The organism is Bacillus sp. DWP3-1, from assembly GCF_049896565.1.
Lineage (GTDB): Bacteria > Bacillota > Bacilli > Bacillales > Bacillaceae > Bacillus.
This window is the reverse complement of record NZ_JAFCUN010000001.1, coordinates 134,474-151,392: the sequence shown is the minus strand read 5'-3', so window position 1 is coordinate 151,392 and position 16,919 is coordinate 134,474. Positions and strand designations below refer to the sequence as shown.

Sequence of the window (16,919 nt, the reverse complement as noted above, 5' to 3'; positions counted from 1 at the left end):
CTTTACATACAAAGGAAATAGGAGTGAAGATTTGTGATTACCATGGAAGATATCGTACGGGACGGACATCCCGTATTAAGACAAACAGCTGAAGCGGTCGAGCTCCCGCCGACAGAAGAGGAAAAACAGCAATTAGCTGACATGATTGAATTCGTCAAAAATAGTCAGGATGCTGACATGGCTGAAAAGTATGGACTCAGACCCGGCGTTGGACTAGCAGCTCCGCAAATTAATATCAGTAAACGGATGATCGCTGTTCACTGTGAGGACGAAGATGGAGAGGAATACAGCTATGCCCTTTTCAACCCGCGCATTGTCAGTCACTCGGTCAAAAGAGCTTATTTAGCTACTGGTGAAGGCTGCTTATCTGTTGATGAAGCCATTCCTGGATTTGTCCCTCGATATCAAAAAATCAGGGTGAAGGCCACAACGCTTGAAGGAGAAGACATTGATATTCGCCTAAAAGGGTTCCCGGCCATTGTTTTTCAGCATGAAATCGACCATTTAAACGGCATTATGTTTTATGATCATATTCAAAAGGATCAGCCCTTCGCTGAGCCAGACAACTCTGTTGCGATCGGCAGATCATAAAATAAAAAGAAGACCCATTAGCCTAAGGGTCTTCTTTTTTTACTCTTCAATGAGGCCTAGATGAGTCACTGCATGGAATATGCCGTCTTCATCTACTGGCTTTGTCACAAAATCAGCCAAATCTTTTAATTCATTCACAGCATTACCCATAGCAACGCCAGTTCCAGCAAATGAAATCATCTCTCGATCGTTCAGACCGTCTCCAAAGGCAATGGTATCCTTTTGATCGTAAGGCAGCCTTTCGATGACTCGTTTAATGCCTTCAGCCTTCGACCCGCCTTTTGGCAGGACATCTGTTGACAGCTCGTGCCATCTGACAAGATCAATTTCTTCGCGGAACGCCTCGTATTGGACTTCCTCTTCAGCCTTACAGAATAACAGCATTTGAAAAATCTCGTTTTCTTTAAAGTAAGACAAATCATGCTCAGGATGCTCTGTTTTTAAAGTCCCAATCCCCTCATGGATAAACGGATGATTTGGCACAGAAGCCTTCATCGTTTTTTCCCCCATAAAAACAAGCGGATGATCATGACGATCCGCCGTTTCATAAATTTGCTCCATCAGCTCCAGTTTCAGCGGATTGCCGTAAATGACCTCTCCCTCATACATGACATACTGACCGTTATAAGCAATAAAGGAGTCAAGCCCTAATTCCTCTAAAATAGGCTGAATCAAAAAAGGCGAACGCCCAGATGCAATAAAGAGATGATGACCTTTTTCTTTTAATAAGCGAACCGCTCGCTTCGTTGATTCAGGTATTTTTTTATCATGATCATATAAAGTACCGTCGATATCAAAGAAGATGACTTTTTTATTCATATCCCGTCTCCTGTCTCTTGTTATGTATACCCACTCCCTTTCATCATACAGAAAGATTTCCTCTTTCGAAACCACTTCCTATGAAAACGCCTATTTCCCACATATAACCATGTAACATTCAATGGAATCGTCATATAATACAAGTATAAAGAGAGCACGGAATACATGGTCTAATCTGACTTCAAACCGAAAGGAGGCGACCTGTGATGCTTCGTCGTCTGCGCAAGAAAATTAGAAGACAATGGAAGGACATGCTTCGTAAAAAATCGATCGCTTAAAAGGATCTTCCGCACATTTGCCGAAGGTCCTTTTTTCTCAGAGACTTTTCTTATGCGCGTTTTTTTAATATAATAGAATTAGCGAGTGTAACATACGGTATTTAAGGAGAGATTTGGATGATATATAAGGTATTTTTTCAGGCAAGTACTACTGAGGTACCTGTAAGAGAACACACAGATTCACTATACGTTGAAGCGGTTTCTGAAAGAGACGTACGCGATAAGTTGAAAAAACATAGCTACAACATTGAATTCATTCAGCCTGTAGACGGTGCTTTTTTAGACTATGAACGAGAAAGTGAAAATTTTAAAGTATTGGAGCTATGAGAGGAATGAAATTTGTTAAAAACGATCAGGCGGCAGTTTTTGCGCTCGGCGGTTTAGGCGAGATCGGTAAAAACACGTATGGCGTTCAATTTCAAGATGAAATCATTTTAATTGATGCTGGTATTAAGTTCCCTGAAGATGAGCTTCTTGGAATTGACTACGTCATCCCTGACTATACGTACTTAGTTAAAAACGAAGATAAAATCAAAGGTCTTTTCATCACTCACGGACATGAAGACCACATCGGCGGTATCCCTTACCTTCTCAAGCAAGTGAATATTCCAGTTTACGGCGGCAAACTCGCAATCGGCCTACTTCGTAATAAATTGGAAGAGCACGGTCTCTTGAGACAAACAAAACTTCACATTTTTGAAGAAGAAGATACCATTAAATTTAGAAAAACAGCTGTGTCTTTCTTTAGAACAACACACAGTATTCCAGATTCTTATGGAATTGTCGTGAAGACACCTCCTGGTAACATCGTACATACAGGTGATTTCAAGTTTGACTTTACGCCTGTTGGCGAGCCTGCCAACTTAACAAAAATGGCTGAAATCGGGAAAGAAGGCGTTCTATGTCTTTTATCCGATAGTACAAACAGTGAAATTCCAGAATTTACGATGTCTGAAAGACGCGTAGGCGAAAGCATTGATGACATCTTTAGAAAAGTCGACGGACGTATCATCTTTGCTACGTTTGCTTCAAACATTCACAGACTTCAGCAAGTCATTGAGTCCGCTGTTGCCAACGGCCGAAAAGTTGCTGTGTTTGGACGCAGTATGGAGTCTGCCATTGATATTGGACAAGATCTTGGCTACATTAAATGTCCGAAAAACACGTTTATTGAACATAATGAAATCAACCGTCTACCAGCAAACAAAGTGACCATTCTTTGTACTGGGAGCCAAGGTGAACCGATGGCTGCTCTTTCACGTATTGCAAACGGCACTCACCGCCAGATTTCGATTAATCCTGGAGACACTGTTGTCTTCTCATCTTCACCGATTCCGGGTAACAATATTAGCGTAAGCCGCACCATTAACCAGCTTTATCGTGCTGGCGCTGAGGTCATTCATGGCTCACTCAATAATATTCATACATCTGGTCACGGCGGACAAGAAGAACAAAAGCTGATGCTCCGTTTAATTAAACCAAAATTCTTTATGCCGATTCACGGTGAATACCGCATGCAAAAAACGCATATTAAACTTGCGAATGATTGCGGAATTCCTGAGGAAAACTGCTTTATCATGGATAACGGTGAAGTTCTTGCACTAAAAGGTGACGAAGCAAGTGTCGCTGGCAAAATTCCATCAGGTAACGTGTATATCGACGGAAGCGGAATTGGCGATATCGGGAATATCGTCTTAAGAGACCGCCGCATTCTTTCAGAAGAAGGTCTTGTCATTGTGGTCGTCAGCATGGACATGAAAGAATTCAAAATCTCTGCTGGTCCTGATCTCATCTCAAGAGGCTTTGTCTACATGAGAGAATCTGGAGACCTCATCAACGACGCACAAGATTTGATTTCAAAGCATCTTGAAAAAGTAATGGAACGTAAGACAACTCAGTGGTCGGAAATTAAGAACGAAATTACGGACACACTTGCACCTTTCCTTTATGAAAAAACAAGGCGCCGCCCAATGATCTTACCGATTATTATGGAAGTGTAATAACAAAAAGAGACACGAGCCGACTGGCTGTGTCTCTTTTTTTCATCAAGCATTGAAAAAAACCGCACATATACAAGGTATACATGCAGTTTCTCATTCTTTTATGATTGAATTGGGAGGTGCTGAAAGCTTCTGACATCAAACAAGCCCTTTGTCGTCATTTTCACATCAGGAATGACTGGAAGTGCCAAGAAGGACAGCGTCAAAAACGGATTAAAGTCTAAGGAAAAACCAGTTTCTTTTAGTGCTTCATGGAGTTCATGGAGGCTTTCATTGACGAGATGTGCCGGCTGATCTGACAATAAACCGGAGATCGGTAATGGCAGCGTATGAAGAGACTGGCCTTCTTTGACAACGGTCAAACCGCCGCCTGCTTCTTTTAACGCCTCAATCGCTTTAATAATATCGGCATCATTTGTGCCAACTGCAATTAAGTTATGTGAATCATGTGCAACCGTTGTTGCAATCGCACCCTGTTTGATGCCGAAGCCGCTGACAATCCCTACCCCCATTTCAGATAAACCTTGATGACGTTCGACAAGCACCATTTTTAATACATCTCTGTCTGTATCACTTGTAAATTGTCCGTTCGTTTCTGAAGGAGAGACTTGTTCTAATTTTGTTTCAAGCTGATTCGGAATAATACGGATGACATTCATTTTTTGATCGTCTGTGATAGGCAGTGCAATATCTTGCTCTTGAACGTCTACTGCATGAACAGATTGTAATAATGCTGGGCTCGGTGCGATCTTTTCGACACTCGGTTTGTACTCTCCATGCTGCGCAACCAATTCTCCCGCAATAAATACGCTTGAGATGTCTACATGATGAAGGTCTGAAACGAGCATAAAATCAGCATCATAGCCTGGTGCAATGGCTCCCTTTGTATTAAGACCAAAACACTCTGCGGCATTTAAGCTTCCCATTTGATAGGCTAAAAATGGATCTAAGCCTGCTTTTATGGACATCCGTACTTGCTCATCAATACTTCCCTGCGCCATTAAATCATCTAAATGTTTATCATCTGTACAAAAGAAAAAACGTCTCGCATTCTTCTCATTCACAGCAGGTAAAACATTTTTCACGTTTTTGGCAACAGATCCCTCTCTCAGCATGACATACATGCCCCTTTTCACACGTTCAAGGGCTTCCTCTGCTGTTGTCACCTCATGGTCTGTTTGGACATTGGCCGTCCGGTAGACGTTTATTAATCGGTCTGTTAAGCCTGCTAGATGGCCATCAATTAATTTATTCTCGTTTTGAGCATCAAGCAGCTTTTGAAGCATATCTTCTTCTGCCTGCTCCACACCGACATAGTCCATCACCTCAGCAAGACCAAGCACTTCCTTCTCTTGATAAAGGGGCTTTAAATCTTTCGCTTTTAATATAGCACCTGATCGTTCAAAACTGACTGCCGGTACACAGGATGGCAGCATGAAATAAATATGTAAGGCAGCTTTTCTCGCTTCTTCCAGCATAAAACGTATGCCTGTTATACCTGACACATTGGCAATTTCATGCGGGTCTGTTACGACAGTTGTCACACCGCGCGGAACGACAGCTTTGGAGAATTCAGCAGGGGTAACCATAGAAGACTCGATATGAACGTGGCCATCAATAAAACCAGGTACAAGCATTTGACCTGCTGCATCCAGCTCCTGTTCTCCCTCGTACTCCCCTATCCCGACTATTTGTCCATTTTCAACAGCGACATCAGCGTCTATCCATTCCTGGTTAAACACATCCATGACTTTCGCATGTTTAATCACGAGGGCTGCTTTTTTTCTCTTTGCTGCTACCTCAATTTGATGTCTGAAAAGCTCCTTATCCAACGACACTGCCTCCTCCAAGTAAACAATATAATGTTTCTTATCGTAAACGAATCTGTTTGCCCAGTCAATGACATTTAGAGAAAATCAACCATATCAAAACACTGTTTTTTATTTCTGAATAGTGATAATTGCACGAAAAATATGATGACTCATTTTTGAGGTTATACATGAACAAAGCAACCCTTTTCAGTGTCGATTTCCGTCTCAATGTCCACCTGTCATGTACACATTCATATAAAAAAACACCCCGTCATCGGAGTGTTTAATAATCGTTCTGCATTTCTCGTTTTTCAAAGCGTCCTATATCGGCTACTGCCCCTATGACAATAAGAATATCTTCTTTTTGAATCATTTCATCTGCCAGAGGGGAAACGATGACTTCTTTTCCGCGCTTAATCGCCACAATGTTGATGCCGTATCTTGCCCGAATATCAAGATCTAAAAGAGAATGCCCCGCAAGCCTGTTGTTTGCAACAATCTCAATCAGGCTGTACTCATCTGACAGCTCGAGGTAATCGAGCACGTTATTTGAAATAATTTTATGTGCAATCCGTCTGCCCATATCTCGCTCTGGATGAACGATGCGATCCGCTCCAATTTTGTTGAGCACCTTTTCATGGTAGTCATTTTGCGCTTTCACGGTGACCATTTTGACGCCAAGCTCTTTCAGCATAATCGTTGTTAAAATACTTGCCTGAATGTTTTCGCCAATTGCAACGATGACATGATCAAAATTACGAATACCAAGATTTTTTAAAACGGATTCGTCGGTCGAATCGCCAATGACCGCGTGTGAGGCAATTTTCGCGTATTCGTTCACTCGATCTTCATTCATATCCATGGCCATGACTTCAAGTCCTTCTTCGCTCAGCGCCTTGCAAATACTTCCGCCAAAGCGTCCAAGACCAATGACTGCATATTCCTTTTTCATGTTCAGACTCCTTTTATCTCACTTAACATGCATTTTACTACGGTTTGATTAATGAATCCATATGCGAACGAATTTTTTTACGGAACGCTTCACTTAAGTAAAGGTCTGCTCCTTTTTCAATTTCACTGCGATAATGAGCTGGCGGAGCGATTTCTTCGCTCTTTTGAAGCACAAGAAAGGTTAAACAGTTCTCATAAATTTGATCACCTATTTTGACATCGACAAAAGCTGGACGATATGTACCTTCATATACTCCTTCTCGTTTATACAAATAACGAATGGCATCAAAAGGAACTTCATATAAAACACCCTCTGTTTCGCCGCCGTCTTCTACCATATCAGCTCTTGATCCATCTGGCCTCACCAATGTAAATCTCGTGGTAAAACCGCTTAGTACTCCTCCGCCGATGATTTGTTTGAAGTGATGATCGACTTCTGCCAGCTTAAATCTTGCATCATCCATACAGGAGCCATAGGCAAAATAATAGAAGGATGACGGCTTCTGCTGCCACAGTCTATAAGCTTTCCAGCTCCCTCTCTTTATTGCTTTCAGCGCTGATGCCTTCTGCTCTGGCAAAGTGTATGTCATGGCTGCTACCTGACCTTGATCCGTCATGACATTGATTTCCTGCTTGTCATACCCTTCCTCTAGTACGTCTATCTTATTCAACGTGTCAGCGGTCACCTCGTACAATTCCCCGTATACAGTGCCTTTTTCTGAGTGGACGCACGCTGGATATCCTTGACCTGTATCGTAGATCCTTCCACTCATCCAAGCTGATTTAGCTAATAGCCTGCTTTCCTTCATGTACGCTTCGTGGTGCTCTTCATGCTGCAATAACGTCCCATATACAAATAAAGCTTTCATCGTCATGACTTCACGTCCTCTCAACTTGCTGCTGCCTGCTTTTTTGACACACAGGCAAATAGATTTGAAAAGCTGCGCCTTTTCCAAGCTCACTGGATACGTCCATTCTTCCGTGATGATCTTTTAAAATCGTCGCACAGATGGTCAAACCAAGCCCTGTCCCTTCTTTTTTCGTGGAAAAGAAAGGATCATATATTTTTTGAATATCCTCTTCAGACATCCCTTTTCCTTCATCTTGAATGGTAATCTTCCATTCATTCAATACTTTTTCTGTAGATATGTATATGCTGCCACCTTCAGGCATTGCCTCAATCGCATTTTTAATTAAATTAATGAACAGCTGCTTCATTTGATTAGCGTCTGCTAGGATAGCACCGGCATCCTGCTTTTTAAATGGCTGTTTGAGATCAATATTTGAAAGAACTGCATTTGTTTTTAATAAGGTAATCACCTGTTCTAGGAGCTCATGAAGCTGGACTTCTTGAAAATGGACCGCTTGAGGCTTAGCCAATACAAGCAGCTCACTTAAAACAAAATCAATCCGTTTAATTTCGGAAAAGATAATGTCAAAATAATCGGTTCTTTCAGGATATTGTGTCTTCATCAGCTGCAAAAAGCCATTTACTGATGTCAGTGGATTTCTGACTTCATGGGCGATCCCAGCAGCTATTTGTCCAGCAACAGCCAGCTTTTGCGCCTGCATTTGCAATTGCTGATTGGATCTTTCAAGCTCAAGCTTTGCCTGCTTTTGTTTCGTAATATCAGCAACCGTCCCAATCCCTCCGGTAAACTGGTGATGCTCATCAAAATAGAGCTTGTAATGAACGTCTCCCCATACCTTCTTTCCCTCTTTATGGAGAAGCTGCAGTTCTACCCGCCCCGCATCCTTATGTTCCTTGATCACAGATAACAAATGCTGGACCACGCGCTCCTCTTGATCAAAGTACTGATTGTACATGGTGCCTAGACATTCATCTATGTCATAGCCTGTCATTTGTGTCCATGCTTGATTTAAGAAAATAATTTCACCTTTCTCGTTTGTTTCAAAGACGATTTCTTGCAAGTTATCTGTGATTCGATTCAGCCGCTCTGTCAGTTCGTGTGCTTCTTTTTCTCTCTTATTTAAGTCTGACACAAGTAGATTTAAGCGGTCTACATAGCCTGAGACAACCCAGATCCCTGTTAAAACCAAGACTGTAAAGGCTAGATCGAGCGGCCAATTAATTTGATAGCCGCCTAGATAATAAAAGAAATCCCAGCTTAAGATTAAAATAAATGCAAGAACAGATAACACGATCCGCACTTGATATGTTTTGTTCAAATGATTCCACCTGCCGCCCTGAGATTCTTTGTCAATTGTACCATTTTCCACTTATTTTTTGAGGGTGATGGGGCATTTTTAAGGAACTTTTTCAGAAAAAAATAGCCTGTTCTCAGCACAAAGGAAGAGAGCAGGCTATTTTAATTACTGCTGAAGAGCTTCTTGCAGCTCTTTTAACAGTAGTTCTGCGCCTTCAGCGCTTAATGTAATTTGACCATTTCCATAATCATGGTTCTCCGATGTAATCTCACCAGTCATGAGGCAAACGCCCTCTGGCTGGTATTTTTTCAAGACGATTTTCTCCCCATCTATAAAAAATTCCATACTGTCTTTAATAGCAATATCAAGTGCTCTTCTTAATTCGATTGGCATCACAATACGCCCTAGTTCGTCTACTTTTCTTACGACTCCGATAGATTTCAATTTCGTTCCCTCTTTCTTTCATTAGCTCAAGATCAATCTGTTTTGCACCAATTGATATATCGTAGACGTAAGAGATTCTCAAAAGGTTTCTCCTCTATAAAAAATTTTTTCATAAAAGAAAAAACAAAGGGAAAATTTATTGTGATTGTCAAAATGATACTTGAATTTTACAAGTTCATTTCAAGGTCATCACAAACCCCCACAAATGACATCAACCCTCTGAACTTTTAAATGTAAAATTGTTTAAAACAGCAAAAATAGAGATTGGGTGAAAACATGTTTCAAAATGCCGAAATTGGAATTGATTTAGGAACAGCTAACATATTGGTTTATAGTAAAAATAAGGGAATTATTTTAAATGAACCGTCCGTCGTGGCAGTCGATACAGAAACAAAAACTGTACTTGCCGTCGGAACAGAAGCAAAAGAAATGATTGGGAAAACACCTGGTAAAATTGTGGCGATCCGTCCGATGAAAGACGGTGTCATCGCTGATTATGATATGACAACAGATTTACTCAAACAAATCATGAAAAAAGCAGGGAAAAATATCGGGTTTACCTTCAGAAAACCAACGGTCGTGGTATGTACACCTTCTGGTTCAACAGCTGTTGAACGTCGTGCCATCAGCGATGCTGTGAAAAACTGCGGAGCAAAGCACGTGCATTTAATAGAAGAACCTGTTGCAGCCGCAATCGGCGCTGATCTCCCGGTAGATGAGCCTGTTGCAAACGTCGTGGTCGATATTGGCGGAGGAACAACGGAAGTTGCCATCATTTCGTTTGGCGGCGTTGTCTCTTGTCATTCCATTCGAATTGGCGGAGATCAGCTGGATGAAGATATCATTACGTTTGTCCGAAAGAAATATAATCTATTAATCGGCGAGCGGACAGCCGAGCAGGTTAAAATGGAAATTGGTTATGGTCTCATTGAGCATGAGCCGGAATCATTAGAAGTACGTGGACGTGATCTGGTGACAGGTCTTCCAAAAACGATCACACTTGAATCTCATGAAATTCAAGGTGCCATGCGAGAATCACTTCTTCATATTTTAGAGGCGATTCGTGCCACATTAGAGGACAGCCCTCCAGAGCTTAGTGGTGACATTGTAGACCGCGGCGTGATCTTAACTGGCGGCGGCGCTTTGTTAAATGGGATTCAAGAATGGCTCTCACAGGAGATTGTCGTTCCAGTTCATATTGCAGCAAATCCACTTGAATCTGTCGCAATCGGAACAGGTCGTTCACTAGAAGTCATTCATAAATTGCAAAAAACATTAAAATAATCTTCTTGTTCTACTTCTTTTTTTATCATTTCGATCATATCTTGAGAAATGGATAAACGTGAAGGAGGAAGAACATGTTGCTTGATTTAGGTAAACGGGTCGTTGTCACAGTCATTTTAACGGGTATTATTTTAGGAGGAATGAGCCTGTCGTTTTCACATATGCCCCCTTCTAATGCACAGCCTGTGAAACAACTGAACCGCTAAAAAAGCCGCATGAAAGCGGCTTTTTTATTTTGGCTTGAAACGTGCTCCCCATTTTCCTTTTCGGTCTTAAATCTGATATGATGAACATGACTAAAGGAGGGTTTTTTATGAGTTCATTTGAAAAACAACTAGATCAATATGCTAAGACCATCGTTGAAGTCGGTGTGAATGTTCAAAAAGGACAAGAAGTCGTCGTATCTGCATCTACTGAATCTGCAGACCTTGTTCGTCTTGTCGCGAAACATGCGTATGAGCGCGGGGCGAAAAACGTACATATCCGCTGGAGTGATGGTGTTCTTGCCCGTTTAAAATATGAACATGCACCGCAGGATGTGTTTGACCAATTCCCAGAATGGGAAGCTCAGATGATGGAAACCATCGCAAAACGCGGCGGCGCTTTTATCACGATCTTGTCAGAAAGCCCTGACCTTCTGCGAGGCATTGATTCGAAAAAAATCGCTGCACAGCAAAAGGCCGCTGGATCAGCCCTTCATACATATCGCCAATACGTTCAATCAGACAAAGTTGCTTGGACGGTCGTAGGCGCTGCATCAAAAGAATGGGCGAAAAAGATTTTCCCTGACCATACAGATGAAGAAGCTGTCGCGTTATTATGGGATCAAATCTTTAAAGTCGCTCGCGCTGATCAAGCAGATCCTGTTGAGGCTTGGAAAAAGCACGATGAGTCACTAAATGAAAAGGTCAAAATACTAAATGAGCGCCACTACCACAAGCTTCATTATGATGCTCCTGGCACAAATTTAACGATTGAGCTCCCAGAACAGCACATTTGGGTAGGTGCCGGCAGCGTGAGCGAGCGCGGCGTCTCTTTCATGGCCAACATGCCGACAGAAGAAGTATTTACCGTACCTAAAAAAGACGGTGTAAATGGGACTGTCTCAAGCACAAAACCGCTCAGTTATGCAGGAAATATCATTGATGAATTTACATTAATATTTGAAAATGGACGAATTGTCAATGTGAAAGCGAAGGAAGGCGAAGACATTTTAACTTCGCTCGTTGAAACAGATGAAGGCTCCCATTATCTAGGTGAGGTTGCTCTCGTACCAGACGATTCACCAATCTCAAACTCGAATATTCTCTATTACAATACCCTTTATGATGAAAATGCATCGAACCACCTTGCCATCGGCAGCGGGTATGCGTTCAATATCGAAGGCGGAAAAGAGATGAATCGTGAAGAATTGGATGCAGCTGGTGTGAACAACAGTATTACACACGTCGATTTCATGATTGGTTCAAAGGAAATGAATATTGACGGGATTACAAAAGACGGGAAACGCGAACCGATCTTCCGTAATGGAAACTGGGCGATTTAATCGAAAAAAAGACATCCACTTATGGATGTCTCAGATTGTTGACAAAGGGCTAAAATGATCTTCATTTTAGCCTTTTGTCTTCTTTTCAGCGTGATAGAAAACCTTTGCAGTCTAGGAAGGACGAGTACCGGAGCGGAGCGAATTTGACATTCGTGAGCACCGGCACGCAGGACTGACAACGAATACGAGGGTTTGTCTACACGCTGAGACATCCACTTTTGGATGTCTTTGCTTATTTATGCATAAAGCTCATCGAGTCTCTTTTGAATGTCTTGATCTGATAAGAACTCATCATATGTTGTTTGTTTATCGACGATGCCATTTGGCGTCACTTCGATGATACGGTTTGCCACTGTTTCAACAAACTGATGGTCATGAGATGAGAAGAGCATAGCTCCTTTAAAGCTCATTAAACCGTTATTCAGCGCTGTAATGGATTCTAGATCCAAGTGGTTCGTCGGCTCATCCAGCAGCAGAACATTCGCTCCTGACAGCATCATTTTCGATAACATACAACGAACCTTCTCTCCTCCTGATAAGACGCTTGCTTTTTTCTTTACTTCTTCCCCAGAGAAAAGCATACGTCCTAAGAACCCGCGTAAGAAGCTTTCACTTTGATCATTAGGAGAATATTGACGAAGCCAATCCACTAGATCGACATCGTTTCCTTCAAAGTATTCACTATTGTCTTTCGGGAAAAAGGCTTGAGATGTTGTAACGCCCCATTTAAACGTCCCGCTGTCTGGCTCCATCTCACCAGCAAGAATTTTAAATAAAGTGGATACAGCAAGCTCATTACGGCTTAAGAACGCAATTTTATCCTCGCGATTCATGATAAAGCTGACGTTATCAAGTACTTTCACACCATCAATTGTTTTCGATAGACCTTCTACTTGAAGGACATCATTTCCAATTTCGCGCTCTGGCGCAAAATGAACGTACGGATATTTACGTGAAGATGGCTTAATGTCGTCTAAAGAGATTTTATCAAGCAATTTCTTTCTTGAGGTCGCTTGCTTCGATTTAGAAGCGTTCGCACTGAACCGGGCAACGAACTCTTGAAGCTGCTTAATTTGTTCTTCTTTTTTCTTATTCGCATCTTGGCTGAGCTTCAGCGCTAGCTGGCTGGACTCATACCAGAAATCATAGTTACCGACATATACTTGAATTTTTCCAAAGTCTAGGTCCGCAATATGTGTACATACTTTGTTTAAGAAATGACGGTCATGCGAAACGACAATCACGGTATTTTCAAAATTAATGAGGAACTCTTCCAGCCACTGGATTGCTTGTAAGTCCAAGTGGTTCGTTGGCTCATCAAGAAGAAGAACGTCAGGCTTACCAAATAAAGCTTGGGCTAGTAGTACTTTTACCTTTTCAGAACCACCAAGCTCAGACATTTTCTTCGATTGAAGGCTCTCTGGAATGCCAAGACCTTTTAATAAGATCGCTGCTTCACTTTCTGCTTCCCAGCCGTTTAACTCAGCGAACTCACCTTCAAGCTCTGCTGCACGAATCCCGTCTTCATCTGAGAAATCAGGTTTCATATAGATCGCATCTTTCTCCTGCATCACATCATATAGACGTTTATGACCCATCATGACGACTTTTAATACTTCAAATTCTTCGTATTCAAAATGGTTCTGTTTTAAAATCGCTAAACGCTCACCAGGGCTCATATGAACATCGCCCGTCTGAGCTTCAATTTCACCTGAAAGAATCTTTAGAAACGTTGATTTACCAGCTCCATTGGCACCAATTAGACCGTAGCAGTTGCCAGGAGTGAATTTAATATTTACTTCTTCAAATAGTTTACGATCAGCAAAACGCAAACTAACATTATTTACTGCAATCATTTATTAATCCTCCATCACTCATTCATCATTATGAAGTATAACATGAATAACGTTTGATAGAAACGTCTCTCGCTAAGAACGAAGGCAATTTGTCCATTATGGTATAATAAATGGGAATGATTTATTGAAGGAGTTCGTGCGATTTGAGATTACTTACACTTATGGAATACTGTTTATTGATTTTCTTTATGGGTATTTATTTATCTGCAACAGGCTTTAATGCAAGGGATTTTGGCCTTTATATTGGGCTTGTGCTTATTTACACACTGGTACACATCTTTTCGAAACGCTTTTTACAAAAGCGAGGGAAAGAAAATCAAAAGGTCGGATTGTTTCGGTCCGTTTTAGCCATTACTGGGTCTGTCTTCGCTTCTGTGTTGGCGATTGTGATCATTGTTACGGTGCTCACGCCAAATTAAAACGACCCTTCTTTTAAAGGGTCGTCCATTCAAGCACTTTTCTCACACACCTGAGAAGGGTGCTTTTATTTTGTTTGCCGAATGTCGCCAAATGGGAAGAAAACAAATTCTGATGTCCCGACAACCCGATCCTTTTCAATGAGTCCAAGTCCATTTCTGCTGTCCATGGAATTGAGTCTGTTGTCCCCCATCACAAAGTAATCGTTTTTCGGTACTTTCACTGGACCAAAATCCCCTGTTAAATGCACTTCATACTCTTTCGCATGTGCCTTGTTCTCTTTTAAATAAGGCTCATCAACTTTTTTACCATTAATGTAAAGCGTATCATCCTTCATTTCAATCGTGTCTCCCGGAAGGCCGATCAATCGTTTTACATAATGAATCTTCTGGCCATCTTTTCCATTAATAATCACGATGTCACCTCGTTTGACACCACCTAGATAGTTAATGGTTTTGTTGACAAACAGCTTTTCCCCATCATGAAGAGTCGGTTCCATTGACTCTCCTTCCACCACATACGGCTCAAATATAAACGTACGGATGAGCAGGACGAGCGCAAGTGCAATTAAAATGGCTTTGATCCATTCAAACAGTGAACTTTTCTTCTCTGTTTTGTCTTGCTTTGCATCAGATTGAATATCATTTTCGTTTTGTTTGTTTTCTTCGTTCAAAATACTGCTTCCTCCTAAGACTTTCTGCTAAAAGACTTGAAACGTGAATTGAATAACTTTACTTTATCACATGTCATTTAAAAATTCACAAGACAACCATTCAATTAGATATTTTTTCCTAATTTGTTCATGATTAAACAAAAAGAAGCACCGCTCTTCACGATGCTTCTCTTCTGAATTACGCTTCTAGTTTGACTGGTTTTTTCAAAATACCCAGTAAAATCGCTGTTACAACGGCACCGATTAAGATGCTGATGATATAAAGAACCGGATGATTTGTTACCCAGAAAACGAATAGTCCGCCGTGCGGCGCAGGAAGCGTGACTCTAAAGAATTCCGTTAATCCGCCAGCCACTGCTGCTCCAATGACAGCTGAAGGAATTACGCGCAGAGGGTCAGCCGCTGCAAACGGGATCGCCCCTTCAGTGATGAAGGCAGCTCCCATGAAGTAGCATGTAATCCCTGCTTCTCGGTCACGTTTTGAGAATTTATTTCTAAAGATTGTTGTAGCAAGTGCAATACCTAATGGTGGTACCATTCCGCCTGCCATAATGGCAGCATGCGGTGCATAGTTTCCAGCAGCAATCATCGCAAGACCGAATGTGTAAGCCGCTTTGTTAATTGGGCCCCCCATATCAATCGCCATCATACCTGCCAAAATAATGCCCATTAAGACAAGGTTTCCAGTACCTAAAGTTTCAAGCCAGTGAGTTAATCCATCCATCACCATTTTTACCGGTGTGTTAACAATGTAATGCATGATGATGCCTGTGAAGAAAATACCGAACAATGGATACAGCAGAACCGGTTTAATCCCATCGAGTGACTGCGGTACGAATGTGAATACTTTTTTAAGTAGCACAACGACATAACCTGCAAGGAAACCGGCAATTAGTCCGCCTAAGAATCCTGCACCTGCTGCCGACGCCATAAATCCACCGACCATACCTGGCGCAAAACCTGGACGATCTGCAATACTCATTGCAATAAATCCGGCTAAAACAGCAACGATTAAGGCAAGCGCATTATCTCCGCCAATTCCTTTTAATACAGCTGCAAATGAATTAAATGAAGGGTCCTTAGGATCTGCTGAGTTAATTCCCCAGAAAAATGAAATTGCAACAAGGATACCGCCCCCGACAACAAATGGAAGCATGTTGCTTACACCACTCATTAAGTGCTTGTAGAAACCACTTCTACCTTTGCCAGATGACTCATTTTCGTCTTTTGAAGAACTGCCGCCTGAGCCTTTATAAATCGGCGCATCTTGATTGACTGCTTTTTCAATTAATTCCTGAGGACGGCGGATTCCAGCTGTCACAGGTACTTCAATGACATGTTTGCCTTTAAAGCGTTCCATTTCAACTTGCTTGTCCGCTGCCACAATGATGGCTGGTGCTTCTTCGATTTCTTTTGCCGTAAGGGCGTGTTTAATACCGCCAGAGCCGTTTGTTTCGACTTTAATGTCAATGCCCATTTCTTTTGCTTTTTCTTTCAAAGCATCTGCTGCCATAAATGTATGCGCAATACCTGTTGGGCAAGCTGTTACTGCTAAAATCTTAGCTGGTTTACCTGATACAGCCGGCTCTTCTTGAACTTCCTCTTCTTCTTCATCATCGTCCTTGTCATGCTTATTGATGATATCGATGATTTCATCTTCAGTAGCCGCTTCAAGAAGCTGCTTTCGGATTTCTTCACGCATGAGAAGTGTTGATAAACGAGAAAGTGCTTCTAAGTGCGTGTTGTTTGCGCCTTCAGTTGCGGCAATCATAAAGACAAGATGACTCGGCTGCGCGTCCAGTGATTCATAATCTACACCAGCTGTCGAGCGGCCAAATGCAATGGCAGGCTCTTTTACACTTGCTGTTTTAGCGTGAGGGATAGCAATTCCTTCGCCAATACCAGTAGAGCTCTGTTTTTCACGGTTGATCACTGCTTCTTTGTAGCCCTCTTTATCATTTAGCTTGCCTGCTGTATCTAAAACAGTGACTAGTTCTTCAATGACTGCTTCTTTCTGCTGGCTGTCTAATTGAAGCTTAATTGTCTGCTTTGTGAGTAGTTCTGTAATTTTCATGATGAC

Annotated in this window: 16 protein-coding genes; 7 read left to right on the top strand and 9 right to left on the bottom strand. The window is 41.7% G+C overall.

The window, feature by feature from the left end; genetic code table 11:
- Positions 1-33 precede the first annotated feature (33 nt).
- Positions 34-591, top strand: coding sequence for a peptide deformylase (gene def, locus ACP7A0_RS00805; protein ID WP_034662672.1), 558 nt, complete (start codon positions 34-36; stop codon positions 589-591).
- A 39-nt stretch (positions 592-630) separates the two neighbouring features.
- Here the strand turns inward: def and ACP7A0_RS00800 are convergent, their stop codons facing one another.
- On the bottom strand, positions 631-1,410 hold the full coding sequence (locus tag ACP7A0_RS00800) for a Cof-type HAD-IIB family hydrolase (protein WP_106041769.1): 780 nt from the start codon (positions 1,408-1,410) through the stop codon (positions 631-633).
- A gap of 395 nt (positions 1,411-1,805) precedes the next feature.
- Between ACP7A0_RS00800 and ACP7A0_RS00795 the strand changes: the two genes are divergently transcribed.
- Together ACP7A0_RS00795 and rnjA are read left to right on the top strand one after the other, a co-directional pair.
- A complete protein-coding gene (locus ACP7A0_RS00795) occupies positions 1,806-2,015 on the top strand; it encodes a DNA-dependent RNA polymerase subunit epsilon (RefSeq protein WP_003211882.1) in 210 nt (69 codons plus the stop codon).
- A gap of 5 nt (positions 2,016-2,020) precedes the next feature.
- On the top strand, positions 2,021-3,688 hold the full coding sequence (rnjA, locus tag ACP7A0_RS00790; protein ID WP_012009818.1) for a ribonuclease J1: 1,668 nt from the start codon (positions 2,021-2,023) through the stop codon (positions 3,686-3,688).
- A gap of 101 nt (positions 3,689-3,789) precedes the next feature.
- On the opposite strand, the gene ade is transcribed toward rnjA, so the two are convergent.
- From ade to ACP7A0_RS00765, 5 genes are all read right to left on the bottom strand, one after another.
- The gene (ade, locus tag ACP7A0_RS00785; RefSeq protein WP_106038782.1) at positions 3,790-5,520 is read right to left on the bottom strand and encodes an adenine deaminase; all 1,731 of its coding nucleotides are present in this window, start codon (positions 5,518-5,520) and stop codon (positions 3,790-3,792) included.
- A 262-nt stretch (positions 5,521-5,782) separates the two neighbouring features.
- Complete coding sequence (locus ACP7A0_RS00780; protein WP_034662681.1) at positions 5,783-6,451, bottom strand: potassium channel family protein; 669 nt, start codon at positions 6,449-6,451, stop codon at positions 5,783-5,785.
- 37 nt (positions 6,452-6,488) lie between these two features.
- Positions 6,489-7,325, bottom strand: coding sequence for a gamma-glutamylcyclotransferase (locus tag ACP7A0_RS00775; protein ID WP_106030785.1), 837 nt, complete (start codon positions 7,323-7,325; stop codon positions 6,489-6,491).
- Positions 7,326-7,329: 4 nt separating this feature from the next.
- Positions 7,330-8,640, bottom strand: coding sequence for an ATP-binding protein (locus ACP7A0_RS00770; protein ID WP_034662683.1), 1,311 nt, complete (start codon positions 8,638-8,640; stop codon positions 7,330-7,332).
- A 144-nt stretch (positions 8,641-8,784) separates the two neighbouring features.
- A complete protein-coding gene (locus ACP7A0_RS00765; RefSeq protein WP_034662686.1) occupies positions 8,785-9,063 on the bottom strand; it encodes an AbrB/MazE/SpoVT family DNA-binding domain-containing protein in 279 nt (92 codons plus the stop codon).
- Between the two features lie 276 nt (positions 9,064-9,339).
- Between ACP7A0_RS00765 and mreBH the strand changes: the two genes are divergently transcribed.
- The 3 genes from mreBH (at position 9,340) to ACP7A0_RS00750 (ending at position 11,893) form a co-directional block, all read left to right on the top strand.
- A complete protein-coding gene (gene mreBH, locus ACP7A0_RS00760; protein WP_012009812.1) occupies positions 9,340-10,347 on the top strand; it encodes a rod-share determining protein MreBH in 1,008 nt (335 codons plus the stop codon).
- Positions 10,348-10,421: 74 nt separating this feature from the next.
- Positions 10,422-10,553, top strand: coding sequence for a protein YkpC (locus ACP7A0_RS00755; RefSeq protein WP_003210922.1), 132 nt, complete (start codon positions 10,422-10,424; stop codon positions 10,551-10,553).
- Between the two features lie 107 nt (positions 10,554-10,660).
- Positions 10,661-11,893 carry an aminopeptidase gene (locus ACP7A0_RS00750; protein ID WP_375567376.1) on the top strand — a complete coding sequence of 411 codons (1,233 nt, stop codon included), beginning with the start codon at positions 10,661-10,663 and terminating at the stop codon, positions 11,891-11,893.
- 236 nt (positions 11,894-12,129) lie between these two features.
- Here the strand turns inward: ACP7A0_RS00750 and ACP7A0_RS00745 are convergent, their stop codons facing one another.
- Positions 12,130-13,749: an ABC-F family ATP-binding cassette domain-containing protein gene (locus tag ACP7A0_RS00745; protein ID WP_034662692.1), complete on the bottom strand. Its 1,620-nt coding sequence runs from the start codon at positions 13,747-13,749 to the stop codon at positions 12,130-12,132.
- Between the two features lie 143 nt (positions 13,750-13,892).
- Between ACP7A0_RS00745 and ACP7A0_RS00740 the strand changes: the two genes are divergently transcribed.
- Positions 13,893-14,168 carry a hypothetical protein gene (locus tag ACP7A0_RS00740; RefSeq protein WP_060596158.1) on the top strand — a complete coding sequence of 92 codons (276 nt, stop codon included), beginning with the start codon at positions 13,893-13,895 and terminating at the stop codon, positions 14,166-14,168.
- A gap of 65 nt (positions 14,169-14,233) precedes the next feature.
- Here the strand turns inward: ACP7A0_RS00740 and lepB are convergent, their stop codons facing one another.
- Both lepB and ACP7A0_RS00730 read right to left on the bottom strand, forming a co-directional pair.
- Complete coding sequence (gene lepB, locus ACP7A0_RS00735; protein WP_034663870.1) at positions 14,234-14,806, bottom strand: signal peptidase I; 573 nt, start codon at positions 14,804-14,806, stop codon at positions 14,234-14,236.
- A 211-nt stretch (positions 14,807-15,017) separates the two neighbouring features.
- Complete coding sequence (locus ACP7A0_RS00730) at positions 15,018-16,913, bottom strand: PTS fructose transporter subunit IIABC (protein WP_375567374.1); 1,896 nt, start codon at positions 16,911-16,913, stop codon at positions 15,018-15,020.
- Positions 16,914-16,919 lie beyond the last annotated feature (6 nt).